This is a genomic window from Pseudoalteromonas sp. SCSIO 43088, from assembly GCF_023650795.1.
Taxonomy (GTDB): Bacteria; Pseudomonadota; Gammaproteobacteria; order Enterobacterales; family Alteromonadaceae; genus Pseudoalteromonas; species Pseudoalteromonas shioyasakiensis.
The window spans coordinates 2,442,868-2,458,911 of sequence record NZ_CP072675.1 but is presented as its reverse complement, the minus strand read 5'-3'; the positions used below and the strand labels follow the sequence as shown (position 1 = coordinate 2,458,911).

15 protein-coding genes are annotated in these 16,044 nt (G+C 42.1%); 4 read left to right on the top strand and 11 right to left on the bottom strand.

Going from position 1 to position 16,044, the window contains the following annotated elements; all coding sequences use genetic code 11:
- Positions 1-4: 4 nt before the first annotated feature.
- The 6 genes from rlmH to leuS are packed head-to-tail and all read right to left on the bottom strand — an operon-like array spanning position 5 to position 5,643.
- Positions 5-475, bottom strand: a complete 471-nt coding sequence (gene rlmH, locus J8Z28_RS11430) for a 23S rRNA (pseudouridine(1915)-N(3))-methyltransferase RlmH (protein WP_036967350.1) — start codon at positions 473-475, stop codon at positions 5-7.
- A 27-nt stretch (positions 476-502) separates the two neighbouring features.
- Entirely contained in the window at positions 503-820 is a 318-nt protein-coding gene (gene rsfS / locus J8Z28_RS11425) for a ribosome silencing factor (RefSeq protein ID WP_054561829.1), read from the bottom strand.
- Positions 821-876: 56 nt separating this feature from the next.
- The gene (gene nadD, locus J8Z28_RS11420; protein ID WP_063527533.1) at positions 877-1,512 is read right to left on the bottom strand and encodes a nicotinate-nucleotide adenylyltransferase; all 636 of its coding nucleotides are present in this window, start codon (positions 1,510-1,512) and stop codon (positions 877-879) included.
- A 12-nt stretch (positions 1,513-1,524) separates the two neighbouring features.
- A complete protein-coding gene (gene holA, locus J8Z28_RS11415; RefSeq protein WP_250659450.1) occupies positions 1,525-2,565 on the bottom strand; it encodes a DNA polymerase III subunit delta in 1,041 nt (346 codons plus the stop codon).
- Complete coding sequence (locus tag J8Z28_RS11410; protein WP_250659449.1) at positions 2,565-3,053, bottom strand: LPS-assembly lipoprotein LptE; 489 nt, start codon at positions 3,051-3,053, stop codon at positions 2,565-2,567. The genes holA and J8Z28_RS11410 overlap by 1 nt, the downstream gene beginning before the upstream one ends.
- Position 3,054: 1 nt before the next feature.
- Positions 3,055-5,643 carry a leucine--tRNA ligase gene (gene leuS / locus J8Z28_RS11405; protein ID WP_175079005.1) on the bottom strand — a complete coding sequence of 863 codons (2,589 nt, stop codon included), beginning with the start codon at positions 5,641-5,643 and terminating at the stop codon, positions 3,055-3,057.
- Positions 5,644-5,829: 186 nt separating this feature from the next.
- Here leuS and J8Z28_RS11400 point away from each other — a divergent pair, with 186 nt between their 5' ends.
- From J8Z28_RS11400 to J8Z28_RS11385, 4 genes are all read left to right on the top strand, one after another.
- Complete coding sequence (locus J8Z28_RS11400) at positions 5,830-6,288, top strand: zinc ribbon-containing protein (RefSeq protein WP_054551664.1); 459 nt, start codon at positions 5,830-5,832, stop codon at positions 6,286-6,288.
- A gap of 69 nt (positions 6,289-6,357) precedes the next feature.
- The gene (locus tag J8Z28_RS11395; RefSeq protein WP_250659448.1) at positions 6,358-8,760 is read left to right on the top strand and encodes a Lon protease family protein; all 2,403 of its coding nucleotides are present in this window, start codon (positions 6,358-6,360) and stop codon (positions 8,758-8,760) included.
- Complete coding sequence (bamJ, locus tag J8Z28_RS11390) at positions 8,757-9,233, top strand: BamJ family beta-barrel-assembly machinery protein (protein WP_250659447.1); 477 nt, start codon at positions 8,757-8,759, stop codon at positions 9,231-9,233. Before J8Z28_RS11395 ends, bamJ begins: the two co-directional genes overlap by 4 nt.
- Positions 9,234-9,589: 356 nt before the next feature.
- The gene (locus J8Z28_RS11385) at positions 9,590-10,504 is read left to right on the top strand and encodes a hypothetical protein (protein WP_250659446.1); all 915 of its coding nucleotides are present in this window, start codon (positions 9,590-9,592) and stop codon (positions 10,502-10,504) included.
- A gap of 51 nt (positions 10,505-10,555) precedes the next feature.
- Here J8Z28_RS11385 and lnt read toward each other — a convergent pair whose 3' ends face one another.
- The 5 genes from lnt to miaB are packed head-to-tail and all read right to left on the bottom strand — an operon-like array spanning position 10,556 to position 15,996.
- Positions 10,556-12,109 carry an apolipoprotein N-acyltransferase gene (lnt, locus tag J8Z28_RS11380; RefSeq protein ID WP_250659445.1) on the bottom strand — a complete coding sequence of 518 codons (1,554 nt, stop codon included), beginning with the start codon at positions 12,107-12,109 and terminating at the stop codon, positions 10,556-10,558.
- A complete protein-coding gene (gene corC, locus J8Z28_RS11375) occupies positions 12,090-12,974 on the bottom strand; it encodes a CNNM family magnesium/cobalt transport protein CorC (protein ID WP_054551660.1) in 885 nt (294 codons plus the stop codon). Before corC ends, lnt begins: the two co-directional genes overlap by 20 nt.
- Positions 12,975-12,996: 22 nt before the next feature.
- Positions 12,997-13,452, bottom strand: coding sequence for an rRNA maturation RNase YbeY (ybeY, locus tag J8Z28_RS11370; RefSeq protein ID WP_250659444.1), 456 nt, complete (start codon positions 13,450-13,452; stop codon positions 12,997-12,999).
- A complete protein-coding gene (locus J8Z28_RS11365) occupies positions 13,449-14,501 on the bottom strand; it encodes a PhoH family protein (RefSeq protein ID WP_055020914.1) in 1,053 nt (350 codons plus the stop codon). Before J8Z28_RS11365 ends, ybeY begins: the two co-directional genes overlap by 4 nt.
- 49 nt (positions 14,502-14,550) lie before the next feature.
- The gene (gene miaB / locus J8Z28_RS11360) at positions 14,551-15,996 is read right to left on the bottom strand and encodes a tRNA (N6-isopentenyl adenosine(37)-C2)-methylthiotransferase MiaB (RefSeq protein ID WP_250659443.1); all 1,446 of its coding nucleotides are present in this window, start codon (positions 15,994-15,996) and stop codon (positions 14,551-14,553) included.
- Between the last annotated feature and the right edge of the window lie 48 nt (positions 15,997-16,044).

Below are 16,044 nucleotides of genomic sequence, written 5' to 3'. Positions count from 1 at the left end.
TTTACTACTCGCGATGATAAGGATGGTTGTTATTCAAGCTCCAGCCTCGGTATAGGCTTTCTGCAACAATAATGCGCACTAGTGGGTGCGGTAGTGTCAGGTTTGATAATGACCACTTTTGCTCAGACGCTGCAATACACTCAGGTGCTAAACCTTCTGGTCCGCCGATCAATAAGCTAACATCGCGACCATCAAGCTGCCACTTTTCCATACTTTTTGCCAGCTGATGGGTATCCATGGGTTTACCGGTTACCTCTAGTGTAACAATGCGGTTGCCTTTAGGGATAGCAGCAAGGGTCTTTTCGCCTTCAAGTTGTAAAATACGTTTGATATCCGCATTTTTACCACGTTTACCTGCGGGGATTTCAATTAGCTCAAGGGGCATATCACGTGGGAAGCGACGTTGATATTCTGTGAATCCGGTTTCAACCCATGCTGGCATTTTGGTGCCAACAGCAATCAATTGTATTTTCAAAATGGTTACCTATGTCCTTGCTAAGGGTTAGCCCCAAAGTTTCTCTAGATCATAGAAGTCGCGAGATTGGTCTTGCATTACATGCACAACCACATCACCTAGGTCTACAAGCACCCATTCGCCTTCGTTTTGGCCTTCGTAACCGAGAGGCTCTTCACCTGCATGGCGTGCTTCTTTAGCAACGTGATCAGCAATCGATTGTACATGGCGTTTAGAGTTACCTGAGCACACTAACATGTAATCAGTAATGTCAGACTTACCACGAACATCAAGCTGTACCACATCACGGGCTTTCATATCGTCGACTTTATCAAGGGCAAATGCGAGTAGTTGTTTAGAATCCAAAGTGTTTTCTCAAAAATAAATAATCTTAATTTGTTATTTTATCACGCAGGCAGTATTTATTCATCTGTTTGGTAAAGATGATGCTGCGCAATGTATTGACTTACATTGGTAGGTAAAAGTTCCGCTATACCGTCATTTAAATGCAGCTTTTTTCTGATTTCGCTTGAGGCGGCATTAACTTGTAAGCCATTTAAAAAGAATAACTTACCTGCAGGGGCTTGTTGTAGCTGGCTAAGTTGCTCTGTTACGGCATTCTCTTTATAAGCTGCAAGTTCACCAGATACTTGGCAGTGCTGCCCCGGGCGCTGGTACACGACGATATGACAAAGTTTGACAATCTCTTGCCATTTAAACCATTTATCTAGACTATTGAATGAGTCCATGCCGATTAAAAACATAATCGGCGCTGCTGGGTTTTCTGCACGAAGCTCTTCTAAACTCAGCAAAGAATAAGACGCACCTTCTCGGTTTAGTTCACGGTAATCGATAGCAAAATGCGGATTGTCGTCAATCGCAAGTTTTAGCATATTAATGCGATGCTCATCACTTATTCCTGGCTTGGCTTTATGAGCAGGAATAGCGCAAGGCATGAAGTAAAGGGTATCGAGTTGGCACTGCTGAACACACTGCTGGGCCATATTAATATGACCTAAGTGAATTGGATCAAAGGTGCCACCAAAAATAGCAATCATGAATTGTTACTCTTAGTCAAAGACCGGGTGGCAAGGTAAAGGTATCGCCACAGGTTGGCAAAACACTAAGCATATTTGCATTAATGCTTGGTAGGGGGTTACAAGGTTGCCTTGTTTATATGCGGCATCAAACTGAGCTAATTGTTTGGTAATTTGTTCGAGTACTTGGATGTTCAAGCGATTTAAGGCCTGTTGCACAACAGCTTGTTGGTTTTTCCAAATATTATACTTTTTGTATAAATCAGCCATATTGGCACCATTCAAGCGCCCGTGTTGCATAGCCAGTAAGTTAGCTGCTTCTTTATTGATGGCCCAAAAAATACTCATGGCTTCAGTGTTATCAGCAGCCAGTTTAGTCATTACTTTAACCGCTTGTTCGGCGTGGCCATTTAATAAAGCATCACTTAAATCAAAAATATCAAATTTTGACTGATTCAGTAGCCCTTGCATAACGGCTTGCTGGTCAATTAGCTCACTACCATATAGCAAAGATAGCTTTTCTAACTCTTGATGACAGGCAAGTAAATTTCCTTCTGTGGCATCAATTAAGCTTTGTTTCGCGTTGTTATGAAGATTTAAGTTTAAACGGTAGCATTGCTCATCTAACCAGCGGCTCAGGTGATTACCTGTTAATGGGTAACAAGGAACAAATAAGCCTTGCTTATCGAGGGCTTTAAACCAAGCACTGCGTTGAATATCTTGGCTGGCTTTGGCACCTTTTAAAACCAAAATAGTATCGGGATTAGCAAGCTCAACAAGCTGCTTAAAGATTTGACTGCCTTGCGTACCTGGTTTTTGCTCGTTTAAATCAAACTCAATTAAGGTACGAGCGCTGAACAGTGACATACTTTGGTATTGAGCAACAATTTCTTGCCAATCAAAACCCGGCATTAAGGTAAATTTGATTACCTCGTCAAAGCCTTGCTGTTTAGCTACTTGACGAATTTGCATGATGCACTGAGCAATTTGATAAGGCTCTTCACCAAACACCATGTAAAAAGGCGCGAGGCCTTTTTTTAACTGGCTAGGAAGCTGGTTTGCATAACAACGCATTACAGTTGTGATAACTCACGAACAATACGACGACTCGCTTGCTTACGAATTTCGCCTAATAGCAAATCAAGCTCTTTTGCTTTTGCAAGGGCATTGTCTGGGTCGTCTTGGTAGTTACGATACAATTCAAAGCTTTGATTTATGGCTTTTTGTCCAGGGCGCTTCAGGGTATAGCTTACGCTGTAGGCAAGTTCATATTCAGCAACCTGACCATTATCAAACAATGACAGAATTTGACGCTCTAAACGATCTCTGTGAATCTTTAATTCAGGGTGTTTACCAACTTGGTTAAGCTCAACTTTACTCGCAATCAGTTCTTTTTCAACTAATTCGAATAATGCTGACTTTTCATCATCACCAACAAGGGTGAGTACTTTCAAGTCGTCAGGCAAGTTAGAGGCTTTCTTTAAATGAAAGCCACAACTTGTCAGCAGTAAACAGACTAGCGCAAGGGCTAGTCCGTTTTTCAGTGCTTGAAGCGCTGCCATCTTAGTTAGCAACCACGTTAAGTAGTTTGCCAGGTACGTAAATTACTTTACGGATAGTCGCGCCTTCAGTGAACTTAGTCACGTTTTCTTCAGCAAATGCTAATGCTTCAACTTGCTCTTTGGTTGCATCAGCAGGCACTGTTAACTTAGCACGTAGCTTACCGTTAACTTGTACAATGATTAGCTTCTCATCTTCAACAAGTGCTGACTCATCAACTGTTGGCCATGCTGCATCTAAGATGTCGCCTTCTTTGCCAAGGTCTTGCCATAACTGGTGACACATGTGCGGTGTGATAGGCGCAAGCATGATAAGTAATGCTTCAAGTGCTTCGTTAGCAATTGCCACATCTTGTTTATCAGCAAGTGGTGCTTTAAGTAACTTGTTCGAGATTTCCATGATAGCAGCGATTGCAGTGTTGAACGTTTGACGACGTTCAACGTCATCAGTCACTTTTGCAATTGCTTTATGAAGTTCACGACGAAGAACTTTTTGGTCGTTGTTTAATGCTGATTTATCAAGCGCTTGGTAGCCTACTGTTTCTACATCAACAGCGTATTTCCAAATACGTTTTAAGAAACGCATTGCACCTTCAACACCTGAATCAGACCATTCAAGAGTTTGCTCTGGTGGTGCTGTAAACATCATGAATAAACGAACTGTATCTGCACCGTACTCGGCAATAACTTGTTGCGGGTCGATACCGTTGTTTTTCGATTTCGACATTTTGCTCATGCCCGCAGAGAATACCGGCTCGCCATCTTCTTTGTGCCACGCTTTAACAACACGACCTTTGTCGTCTGTTTCAGTTTGTACGTCTGTTGGTGAAATCCAGATATCACCGCCTTTCTCATCTTTACGATAGAAAGTATCAGCTAGTACCATGCCTTGACATAATAAGCGCTCAAATGGCTCATCTGAGTTTACTAAACCAAAGTCACGTAATAGTTTGTGGAAGAAACGCGAGTAAAGTAAGTGCAAGATTGCATGCTCAATACCACCAATGTATTGGTTTACTGGTAACCAGTAATTGGCAGCACCTGGCTCGATCATGCCTTCGTCAAAACGTGGGCTACAGTAACGAGCGTAGTACCAAGACGATTCCATGAAGGTATCGAAGGTATCAGTTTCGTGGAATGCAGGCGCGCCATTTACCGTTGTTTTAGCCCACTCAGGATCAGCTTTGATTGGTGAAGTCACACCATTCATAACTACGTCTTCTGGTAAGCGAACTGGTAGCATGTCTTCTGTTGCTGCAAGCTCATCACCATTTTCGTCGCTTAACATTGGGATTGGAGAACCCCAGTAACGCTGACGGCTAACACCCCAGTCACGTAGACGGAAATTAACTTTACGCTCACCTACACCCAGCGCTTCTAGTTTGTCTGCAACGGCATTAAACGCTGCTTCAAACTCAAGACCATCGAACTCACCTGAGTTAACTAACACGCCTTTTTCTGTGTATGCTTGATTGTCTAAATCAACCGTTTCTTCAGAGCCTGCAGCTGGTGCGATAACTTGAGCAATCTCAAGGCCATAAGCTGATGCGAACTCGTAGTCACGTTGGTCATGTGCAGGAACAGCCATAACTGCGCCTGAGCCGTAATCCATTAATACAAAGTTAGCAACCCAAATCGGTACTTGCTTACCTGTTAATGGGTGAATCGCATAAAAGCCAGTTGCAATGCCTTTTTTGTCCATGGTTGCCATGTCTGCTTCAGCGATTTTCGTGTTTTTACACTCATCAACAAACATAGCTACAGCGTCGCTGTTTTTAGCGGCTTCTTGTGCAATTGGGTGACCGGCAGCAACCGCTACATACGTCACACCCATGAAGGTATCTGGGCGCGTTGTGTAAACACTGAATGTATCTTCGTTATCTGCACGCTTAAATTCGATTTCTAAACCTTCAGAACGACCAATCCAGTTGCGCTGCATGGTTTTAACTTGCTCAGGCCAGTGATCAAGCTTATCTAAATCGTCTAATAGCTCTTGTGCGTAATCAGTGATTTTGATGAACCATTGTGGAATTTCTTTTTGCTCAACAATGGCACCTGAACGCCAACCACGACCATCAATAACTTGTTCGTTAGCAAGTACAGTTTGGTCAACTGGATCCCAGTTTACTGTTGACATCTTTTTGTATACTAAGCCTTTTTCGTAAAGCTTAGTGAAGAACCACTGTTCCCACTTGTAGTATTCTGGGTGACATGTTGCGATTTCACGATCCCAATCATAACCAAAGCCTAATTGCTTTAACTGGTCGCGCATGTAATCGATGTTTTCGTAAGTCCACTTAGCAGGGGCTGTGTTATTTTTGATTGCCGCATTTTCAGCAGGTAGACCAAACGCATCCCAACCCATAGGTTGCATTACGTTTTTGCCTTGCAAGCGTTGGAAGCGTGATACTACGTCACCAATGGTGTAGTTACGAACGTGACCCATGTGGAGTCGGCCGCTTGGGTATGGGAACATAGATAGGCAGTAATACTTTTCTTTGCTCTCATCTTCAGTGACTTTAAATACTTGGTTTTCTTCCCAGTAGGCTTGTACTTTTGACTCAATGTCTTGCGGGTTATATTGCTCTTGCATCTACGATTCCAGACTTCTTGCAAATTAATAAAAAATTGTCGATAAGGATAACCCAAAATACATGCTAATCACAGCGGCAAATAGGCGCTTTTGTTAATTTTCCAAGGAAATATATTTTCAGGGCAGGTTAACCTATACTCAACTAGAATAACGGTTGATTTTTCATCATTTTTGAAGGAGTAAACGATGGCAGATTATAAATCTTGGCTTAGCGATTTAAGTGCATGGCTTAAAGACGTAAAAGATCATGAGCTAAAAGATGCAATGGAAAAATTTGTTGAGTCAGAGCAAGCACTTAAAGACTTAGGGCAAGAAAAGCTCAATCAGTATCGTGACTATCTGCAGCGCGATATCGACCACATCAAAGAAAACGACAGTCACTATGATTCACTCGCATGGCTAGAGCTTAAAGAATCGCTTTGGTATGAGTTATCGCACATTGAAGATAAAACCCAGCTCGAATGGCAAGCCTTAAACCAAGATTTTCAACATAATGGTGTTTATCAAGAGGGAGAATGGATAGCCATGGGCACATTAGTATGTAAAAATTGTCAGCATAGTTACGATGTTTACCATGCTACGCAAATTACTCCTTGTACTGAATGTGGCGGTATTTATTTTCGCCGTAAGGCATTACAACCTTAATCAGTGACGCAGGCTTGTGCTGGGCGTTACCTATAATGCCCAGTCAAGACTGGGAAATAAGAAGTTAGAATGACAAAAAAACTAATCCCTCTACCTATTTCTGCGTTAGCGCCTAAGATTGCCGCAAGTCATGTTGCGACTTGTATGCAAAACCCATATCCAGAAGCGTTGCCATTTATTGGTCAACAACGTGCACAAAGTGCCCTCGACTTTTCTCTCGGAATGGAATTACCGGGTTACAATGTTTATGTGATGGGTGAAGCGGCTCATGGTCGTTACACCTTAGTAAAAGACAAACTCACAGCCCATTCTAAAGACCGCCCAACGCCTAATGAGTGGTTGTATGTTAACAACTATGATGACCACCGCGAGCCAATCGCGTTATTTATGCAAGCAGGTCAATCAAAGCAGTTAGCTGACGATATAGATTCATTCATTGACGAAGTACTCGATACATTCCCAGCGGCTTTTGATAACCCGGGTTATCAGCGCAAGAAAAAGTCAATCGATCGTGAATTCACCGATACTTACGATGCGGCAATTACTGCTGTTGAAATTGCAGCTCTTGAACAAAGCGTGGCACTGATTGAAGAAAATGGCGTTGTTGGGTTTGCGCCTTTAGTGAATGGTAAACAACTGAGCGACAGTGAATTTGCAGCCCTTGATGAGCCTCTGCGTATTGAGTTTTATGAGGTTATCGAAAAGCTTGAAGATGCGTTAATCGAAGCATTAATTGAGCTTCCTCGCTGGAAACGAGAGTCATCCGAAAAGCTACGTAACCTTAAAAAATCAACTGCTGAGCTTGCCACTAAGCCACTCATTAAAGCCCTTGAACATAAATACGCGACACACATCGGTGTATTACGTTATTTAAAAGATATTCGTGAAGAAATCATTGATGCGGTACTTGAATGGCTCGACGATGATGAAAACGACGAAAACAAAGAAGACTTTGACCGTAAAGGGATGCTCACAGACTTCTTTGCGCCAAACATTCTAGTCGAATACAAAGAGGGCGATGCAGCCCCTGTGGTGTATGAGCCAAACCCGACCTTTGGCAATATTTTCGGCAAAATTGAATATGCGACTTCGCAAGGCTCGCTTATCACCAGTTACCGCTCAATTCAGCCAGGTGCACTGCACCGTGCTAATGGTGGTTATTTGATTATGGATGCTGAAAAAGTCATGGCGAACCCACAAGTGTGGGATGGCCTTAAGCTTTCTTTAAAAACGCATCAAATCAAAAACGACTTACCATATCAAGACAGCTCTGTGGGAAGTAGTTTTACGTTACGTCCGCAGCTTATTCCTCTTGATGTAAAAATAGTGCTGCTAGGCTCTCGGGACCTTTATTACACCATAGGTGAATATGACGAAGAGTTTGCAGAGTTATTCCGTGTCCTTGCTGACTTTGATTATTACTTGCCAAGTAGCGATAAACTGCAATATCAGTTCATTACCAAGGTGACTGAGTATTGTCAGCAAACACTCAATTGCACGGTAAATGAAGCGGCAATGGCGAGGTTATTAAAGTTTAGTTATCGCCAAGCTGAGCACCACAACAAGCTTTCAGCTCGCTTTGCTGATGTATTAGAATTAGTGGCAGAAGCCAGTTTTTATGCCAAACAAGATGGCCAAGCCGTGATTGATGCTCATCACATAGATGAAGCCATTGTTGGTAAGCAATACCGTACAGGGCAAATTTCAGAAACCATGCTGAGTGATATCAAAGAAGGGCAAATTTTAATTGCAACCGAAGGTCACGCAGTGGGCAAAGTAAATGGCTTAACAGTGCTGCACATTGGCGATACCTCATTTGGTACACCTGCGCGCATTACAGCCACTGTGTACGCGGGTGCAGATGGCGTTATTGACGTTGAACGTGAAGCTGAGCTGGGTAAAGCCATTCACTCAAAAGGGGTGATGCTATTAACCGGTTACTTGGGTAACAAGTACGCTCAGCAATTTAGCCTGACACTCAGTGCGAATATCGCAATTGAACAAAGCTATGGCTATATCGATGGTGATAGCGCTTCATTAGCAGAGCTGTGCGCGCTTATATCAGCCATTACGAACTTACCTATTAGCCAATCTATCGCACTGACGGGGTCAATTAACCAGCATGGTGATGTGCAATCAATTGGTGGCGTAAACGAGAAAATAGAAGGCTTCTTCAAACTTTGTAAAATGCGTGGCTTAACCGGTGAGCAAGGGGTGATTATTCCTAAATCTAACCAAGTTAATTTAGTGCTTGATGACGAAGTACTCGATGCCGTTGAAAAAGGACGCTTTAATATTTATGCCGTTGAAACCGTTGATCAAGCGCTGAGCTTATTAATGGATAAAGACGCAGGTGAAATGACCGCAGAAGGTTACCCTGAAGGTTCTATTAACGCGCTAGCCTTAGCAAGGCTTGCCAATATTGCAGATATCGTAAATGGCGACAATGATGATGAGAAGGACGCAGAATGATTAATTTAATACTTTTACTGATCATTGGTACTTTTTGTTTTTTAATTTTTAAAAACAGTAAAAAGGCGAAGCTACAAGCCCTTGAAAATGAAAAACTCGCCGCCGACTTTTTAGCGAACAATAGTAAAGCTGACGATGTTCATGAAACCGCATCTGGGCTGCAATACAAAATTGAGCAAAGTTCAGGTAATGACACAAAGCCAAGTGCAACCAGTAAAGTCAAGGTTCACTATCATGGTACGTTGTTAGACGGCAGCGTATTTGATAGTTCAGTAGTCAGAAACTCGCCAATCAGCTTTGGTTTAAATCAAGTCATTGCAGGTTGGACCGAAGGCTTACAGCTAATGAACGAAGGGGATAAGTTTACCTTTTATATCCCGCCTCAGCTTGCTTACGGCCGTAAACGCGTCGGCAGCATTCCAGCAGGTTCGCTACTTATATTTGATGTAGAGTTGATTAAGATAGAATCTTAAAATGTTAAAAAGGCTTCATCATGAAGCCTTTTTTAATTGCCTGCTAAAGTAGTTGAACAGATTTACCTCAATGCAAACATTATTAAATGTAAAGTAGCTGAGACTTTTAAAGTAATTTGCTCTTTCGAACATGCACGTTGCAGTGTAATAACTAGTTAATCTTGCGTTGACAAAATTGCTCGGTCGCTATAAAAGGTCTACAGTACCCTTTTAGGGTATTTTATTTGCGCTGAAGTAGTAAAGCCTCATCTCATTTTTTAAAATGAACTTCTATAGCCCATAGAAAACCTTCAGAAAATTAGGTTGTTTCTTGTATTTTGGTTATTTTAAAGTTGTATTAATAAAAGGATTTTTGAATGTACAAACTTATATTATTGTTTATTATTTTTTCGGGAATATCCTTGCCTGCTTTTGGTCAGGCAGAAGTTGAAATCTGCAATAATTGCTCTCAAAGTCAAAAAGACAAGGTTGCAAGGCTAAGCGTTAACTCTGATACTAAAGCTGTCATTGTGGTCGATATGATTAATGAAACAGCATTAAAATATGATACTAACTACATTGAAGATCGTTATGGTGAGCCAGTAGTTAGTGTTTCTTTGTCTGAGCTTAGTAATGATGAAGCTTTTGATTTAGACCTTCTCTATGAATACCGCAAAGAGTTAGTACGTGTAATAACGCGTGCTTCTGAAAAGAGTATGCTTAAAAATGCGCAAAGTACTCAACGTAATATATCGACTCCTAAGTATACTAATTCCAATGTAAATGATAATTCTCCGATAGGAAAGGGGATTGAAGTCAAGGGAAGTCCCTATGACTTTTTGCTTGCCAGTTATTTTAGAAATGATGTTTATGACTTTTATTTTGCGGGTGAGACATTAGCTTTAACAAAAATATTATTACCAACTAAGGGAACAATTAAATTTCCGAATATGAATCAGTTAAAGCTATATGTTCGTATAAACTTTTATAGTGATGATTTGGCTAAAAGCCTAAATGGTTTTGTTAGCGTAACACTAAACCCAGTAATTAAGTCATTTAATATTTTAGGTGGGCGGGATGGATTTAAAAACTCAATTCCTTTGAACCAAGACGAAATTAGTGGTCATGATTTTATATTCGCAAATGCTAAGAGCGAAGATAAAAATGAGAGCGAAAGAAATGAACACGCCAAGTTTGAAAGATACTCCAGCTCACTAGAAGGAGGAGTTAGCTGCCGAGTTGTGGAAACCAAAACGAAGGGAAATAAAAAAATATACACTTATCAATGCTAGCGTTATAAGTTAAAGAGTGGAGTTACCACTCTTTAACTGTCGTCTAAACTTTTACTTGTTATTTTTAATCCTAGCAAGCACACCAACAGTACCGAGTAATATCACCACCGCCCACACAGGCCAATTGCCGTATTGGCTATAAATACTATCGCCTTTAATCAAAGTGATATTGGCCTCAAGTACATCAGCTTTAAATTGTGGCATAGCTAATTGTGATTTAGCGATAGGGTCGTAAACGGCGCTAGTACCATTGTTGGTCACGCGGATCAACGGGCGCTGTAACTCTAGGGCGCGCATACGCGCTATTTGCATGTGCTGATGCGGGCCATGTGAGTCACCAAACCATGCGTCGTTACTCACTGTGAATAAAATGTCGGAGTCACTGCGATAATTACCACGAACCAACTCAGAAAAGGCAATTTCATAGCAAATAGCCGGTAAAATATTTAAACCATTTGCGCGTAAATTGTTTTGCACTTCATCGCCGCGAGTGAAAGATGACATAGGTAAATCAAACAGTGGCGCAATTGGACGCAAGAAGTCCTGAAACGGCACAAACTCACCAATAGGTAATAACTGATGCTTTTGATAGCGGTTTTTACCTAAATATTGATAGTGGCCTTCACTGTCATCGTGTTCTTTTTTACCAAGCACTATTAAAGTATTAAAAATGTTACGCGTGTCGTATTGGTAATCAACGATACCGGTAATAAGCGCGGTGTCATTAAACGTTGCGGCACTATCAAGGCCTGTTAAATATTCGGTTGATAATGCTTCAAGCTCAGGCACAGCAGCTTCTGGCCAAACAATTAAATCAGCATTCCAATGCAGGCGAGTCATATCTTGGTATTTGCTCATAGTCGTCCAGAACTCAGACGGTTCAAAGCGAAGATGCTGTTTAATATTACCCTGCACTAGTACAGTTTTAATGGTTTTGTCTTGGTAGTGTAGCTGGCTGCTGCTTGCAATCGCATATAAGCCAGCAAATAGGGCTACAGAGACGATAAGAGGTTTACCATCTTTATTTGCTAGGCGATATAAAGCAAACGCAATTAATATACATACAAGCGTAATCCCAAACTCACCAATCACTGGGGCTAAAAAATTAAGTGGGCTGTCTGTTTGCGTGTAACCAAAACTCAGCCACGGAAAGCCCGTTAGCAATGTGCCACGTAAGTATTCTGTTGTTGCGATAGCGGCGAGCAACCAACATATAAAGCTATATGGGCCTGTAGCAAGGCGTGTTGCCAGCCAAGTAGCTAATGCAGGATAAAGGGCTAAATAAGCACAAAGCAGCACCATTAACGAAAGTGATGCGATTAATGGCATGCCACCAAAGGTCGCTATTGATACATGCACCCAGCTTATACCTGCACCAAACCAACCTAAACCAAATATAAAGCCATATTTAGCACTTTGTTTAGCGGCTAATTTACCGTTTGCGAGAGGGTTAATGCAGTAGAGTAGAGCACCAAGGGAAAGAAAAGTTATAAACCATAGGTTATAGGGTGCGTAACTTAAGGTTAAAAAGAGGCCCGCAACAAGTGCGAGCCAGGCTTTTTTATCTTTTGCAAGGTGACTTAGGTTAGTTAGCAGTTTCTTCACTGTCGTTATCATCAGCCTTTGGAATGGTGACTTGCAATTGTAAGATACGGCGGTTATCTGCGTTAGTGACTTTAAATTGTAAGCCTTCTACCTCGATTGTTTCACCACGGCTTGGCATGTGGCCAAATGCATGTAAAACAATACCACCTATGGTGTCAGCATCTGAGGTGCTGTAACCAGTTTTAAAATACTCATTAAAGTCATCAACTTCAGTCAGCGCTTGCACAGCGTAAACGTGTTTTGCAACTTGGCGAATATCTTGTAGGTCTTCACTTTCATCGTGCTCGTCTTCGATTTCACCCACGATGATTTCAAGGATATCTTCGATAGTGACAAGACCAGACACACCACCATACTCATCAATAACAATCGCCATGTGGTAACGTTGTTGACGGAACTCATTAAGCAGCGTGTCTACACGTTTACTTTCAGGCACTACAACTGCAGGACGCAAATATTCACGTAAAGAAGGCAGTTGCTCATCTTTGTTGATGATCAGTGGTAATAAATCTTTTGCTAATAAAATACCTTCAACATGGTCTTTGTCTTCACATACCACAGGAAAACGTGAATGCGTTGAATCAACCATCATAGGTAATAGCTCTTCTAATGGTGTATCAACCTCTAAGGTTACCATTTGCGAGCGTGGGATCATGATGTCCCGCACTTTTAGCTCTGATACACCTAGCACCCCTTCAATCATATCTTTGGTTTCAGGGTCGATAAGGTCGCGTTCTTGCGCATCGGCAATTACTTCTACCAGCTCTTCTCTATTCTGGGGTTCCCCTTGCAACATTTGGGCTATGCGGCCCAGCCACGTTTTGCCAGAAGAACCCTGGCTAGTTTGCGAGTTGTCGTCGCTCATTGCGTCTAATTGCTCCGTTAATTTAAATATCGTCTCGATATGGGTCAGCGATGTTCAGATCGGCAAGTAATTGCTTTTCAATGCTTTCCATTTCAAGTGCATCTTCGTCCTTTATATGGTCAAATCCAAGTAAATGCAAGCATCCATGGATAACCATATGGGCAAAATGGTCGTGAAAAGTTTTTTCTTGCTCAATTGATTCGGCTAAAACAATAGCCGGGCAAATGATTAAATCACCTACTAAAGGTAACTCAATGCCCGGTGGTGCTTCAAATGGAAAAGATAAGACATTAGTCGGTTTATCTTTGCCGCGGTAATCATTGTTGAGCAGCTGGCTTTGTGCTTCATCGCTGACCACTATAGTCAGCTCTGCATCTTCACGGTAGTTGCTAAGGGCTTTGTCAGCCCATAGCTGGAATTGTTCAAAGCTTGGTAAGTCGTCAAACTCACAGGCTATTTGTAAATCTAATTCGGTCACGAGTTTGCTTCTTGTTGGTTTGCTTGTGCTTCTTTCAGACGTTGCTTCTCTGCACGTTTTAAACGTTCTGCTTCATCGTTACGCTCATAAGCTTCAACGATACGGGCAACAACTGGGTGGCGAACCACATCGTGTGATTGGAAGAAGTTAAAGCTAATTTCATCGACACCGTTTAATACTTCGATGGCATGACGTAGGCCTGAGCGGGCACCGCGCGGTAAATCGACTTGTGTAATATCACCCGTGATCACCGCCTTTGAATTAAAACCAATACGAGTTAAGAACATTTTCATTTGTTCTGCTGTGGTATTTTGGCTTTCATCGAGAATAATAAACGCGTCATTTAGCGTACGACCACGCATGTAGGCAAGGGGCGCGACTTCAATCACATTTTTCTCAATTAGCTTTTCAACTCGTTCAAAACCCAGCATTTCAAATAATGCATCGTATAAAGGGCGTAAATACGGGTCGATTTTTTGGCTTAAGTCACCCGGTAAAAAGCCTAGCTTTTCACCAGCTTCAACCGCAGGACGAGTTAACAAAATACGGCGAATTTCTTGACGCTCTAAGGCATCAACGGCTGCAGCAACCGCTAAATAAGTTTTACCTGTACCAGCAGGGCCAATACCAAAGGTAATATCGTGATGCAAAATATTTGCAACATACACGCCTTGATTATCATTGCGCGGTTTAATAACGCCACGGCGAGTTTTAATCACCATGTCTTTGCCATATACACCTGGGTTTTCATCTTGCTCTAGCGCATTTGATTCGCTAATTGCCAAATGTACGGCTTCAGGTTCAATCTCGCCAATCAGGCCGCGAATAGGTTGAGTTTCAATATAGAGGTTTTTTAGTATCTCAACAGCCGCAGCTGCAAGGTGCAGTTTACCGGTTACTCTGAAGAAATTATCACGGTGTGCAATCTCAACACCAAGGCGGCGTTCAATTTGCTTAATGTTTTCGTCAAACGGACCACATAAAGATGAAAGGCGTTTGTTGTCGGCGGGTTCTAAATAAATCTCTAATGTTTTTAACTGATTACTCAAAATTGCTTCCTATTGATGGGTGCAGGCTGTGCCTGCACCAAGTGTCACCCTAAGGTACGAAAGTAGCAACGCCAATTTCGTTAGGGGCCGTAGCGGCCTCAGCTTCAGCAGCTTTATTTAAAATAGCTGAAGGTGCCACATCACGGCGTAAGTTCATTTCTGATTCTGTACGAATTAATTCACCACGTAAAGAGTTTGGCAATGCTTCTGTAATACGTACATCAACGAATTGACCGATCACTGAGTGAGGGCCTTCAAAGTTAACCACTCGGTTGTTCTCAGTACGGCCACGTAATTCCATTGGGTTCTTCTTAGAAGGACCTTCAACTAGGATACGCTGTTCGGTATCAAACATTTGGCGGCTGATTTGCTGCGCCATTTGCGTGATACGGTTTTGCAGAATGTATAAACGTTCTTTTTTCTCTTGCTCTGTTACGTCATCTGGTAAATCAGCAGCTGGTGTACCAGGGCGCGTACTGTAGATGAAACTAAAGCTCATATCAAAACCAATATCATTGATAAGGTTCATAGTTGCTTCAAAGTCCGCTTTGCTTTCGCCAGGGAAACCAATGATGAAGTCTGAAGACATGCTTAGGTTAGGGCGAATTTTACGTAACTTACGAATCGTAGATTTGTACTCGAGTGCAGTGTGACCACGTTTCATAAGGTTAAGAACACGGTCTGAACCACTTTGCACTGGTAAGTGTAGGTGGTCAACAAGCTCAGGTACGTCTGCATACGCATCAATGATATCTGGCGTAAATTCTACTGGGTGCGATGTGGTATAACGAATGCGGTCAATACCGTCAATCGCAGCGACATAACGTAATAGATCAGAGAAGTAACAAATTTCACCATCGTGAGTTTCACCACGATACGCATTTACGTTTTGACCAAGTAGGTTTACTTCGCGAACACCTTGCTCTGCAAGTTGGGCAACTTCAAGTAAGACGTCATCAAGTGGGCGGCTTACTTCTTCACCACGCGTGTAAGGTACTACGCAGAATGTACAGTATTTAGAGCAACCTTCCATAATTGATACAAACGCAGTTGGGCCTTCCGCTTTTGGCTCAGGTAAACGATCGAACTTTTCAATCTCAGGGAATGAAACGTCAACTACCGAGCTGCTGTCGCCACTTTGCACTTGCTTAATCATTTCAGGTAAGCGGTGTAATGTTTGCGGGCCAAAGATTACATCAACAAACGGCGCACGTTGACGAATTGAGTCACCTTCTTGCGATGCAACACAGCCACCAACACCAATGATTAACTCAGGTTTGTCGTCTTTTAATAGTTTCCAACGGCCAAGCTGATGGAATACTTTCTCTTGTGCCTTTTCACGGATTGAACAGGTATTGAGTAAGATCACGTCAGCGTCTTCAGCTTCTTCAGTTAACTGATAGCCGTTAGTCGCATCTAGTAGATCAGCCATTTTCTGAGAGTCGTACTCGTTCATCTGACAACCCCAGGTTTTAATATGCAGCTTTTTACTCATTGAAATATAGCCTCGTTTTCAATTCGGTAGTGACACAAAAATGTGTTA

Coding starts and splice junctions, on each gene's coding strand:
- nadD (WP_063527533.1), bottom strand. CDS start 1,512: ATGATTGCTATTTTTGGTGGCACCTTTGATCCAATTCACTTAGGTCAT.
- holA (WP_250659450.1), bottom strand. CDS start 2,565: ATGCGTTGTTATGCAAACCAGCTTCCTAGCCAGTTAAAAAAAGGCCTC.
- J8Z28_RS11410 (WP_250659449.1), bottom strand. CDS start 3,053: ATGGCAGCGCTTCAAGCACTGAAAAACGGACTAGCCCTTGCGCTAGTC.
- leuS (WP_175079005.1), bottom strand. CDS start 5,643: ATGCAAGAGCAATATAACCCGCAAGACATTGAGTCAAAAGTACAAGCC.
- J8Z28_RS11400 (WP_054551664.1), top strand. CDS start 5,830: ATGGCAGATTATAAATCTTGGCTTAGCGATTTAAGTGCATGGCTTAAA.
- J8Z28_RS11395 (WP_250659448.1), top strand. CDS start 6,358: ATGACAAAAAAACTAATCCCTCTACCTATTTCTGCGTTAGCGCCTAAG.
- bamJ (WP_250659447.1), top strand. CDS start 8,757: ATGATTAATTTAATACTTTTACTGATCATTGGTACTTTTTGTTTTTTA.
- J8Z28_RS11385 (WP_250659446.1), top strand. CDS start 9,590: ATGTACAAACTTATATTATTGTTTATTATTTTTTCGGGAATATCCTTG.
- corC (WP_054551660.1), bottom strand. CDS start 12,974: ATGAGCGACGACAACTCGCAAACTAGCCAGGGTTCTTCTGGCAAAACG.
- miaB (WP_250659443.1), bottom strand. CDS start 15,996: ATGAGTAAAAAGCTGCATATTAAAACCTGGGGTTGTCAGATGAACGAG.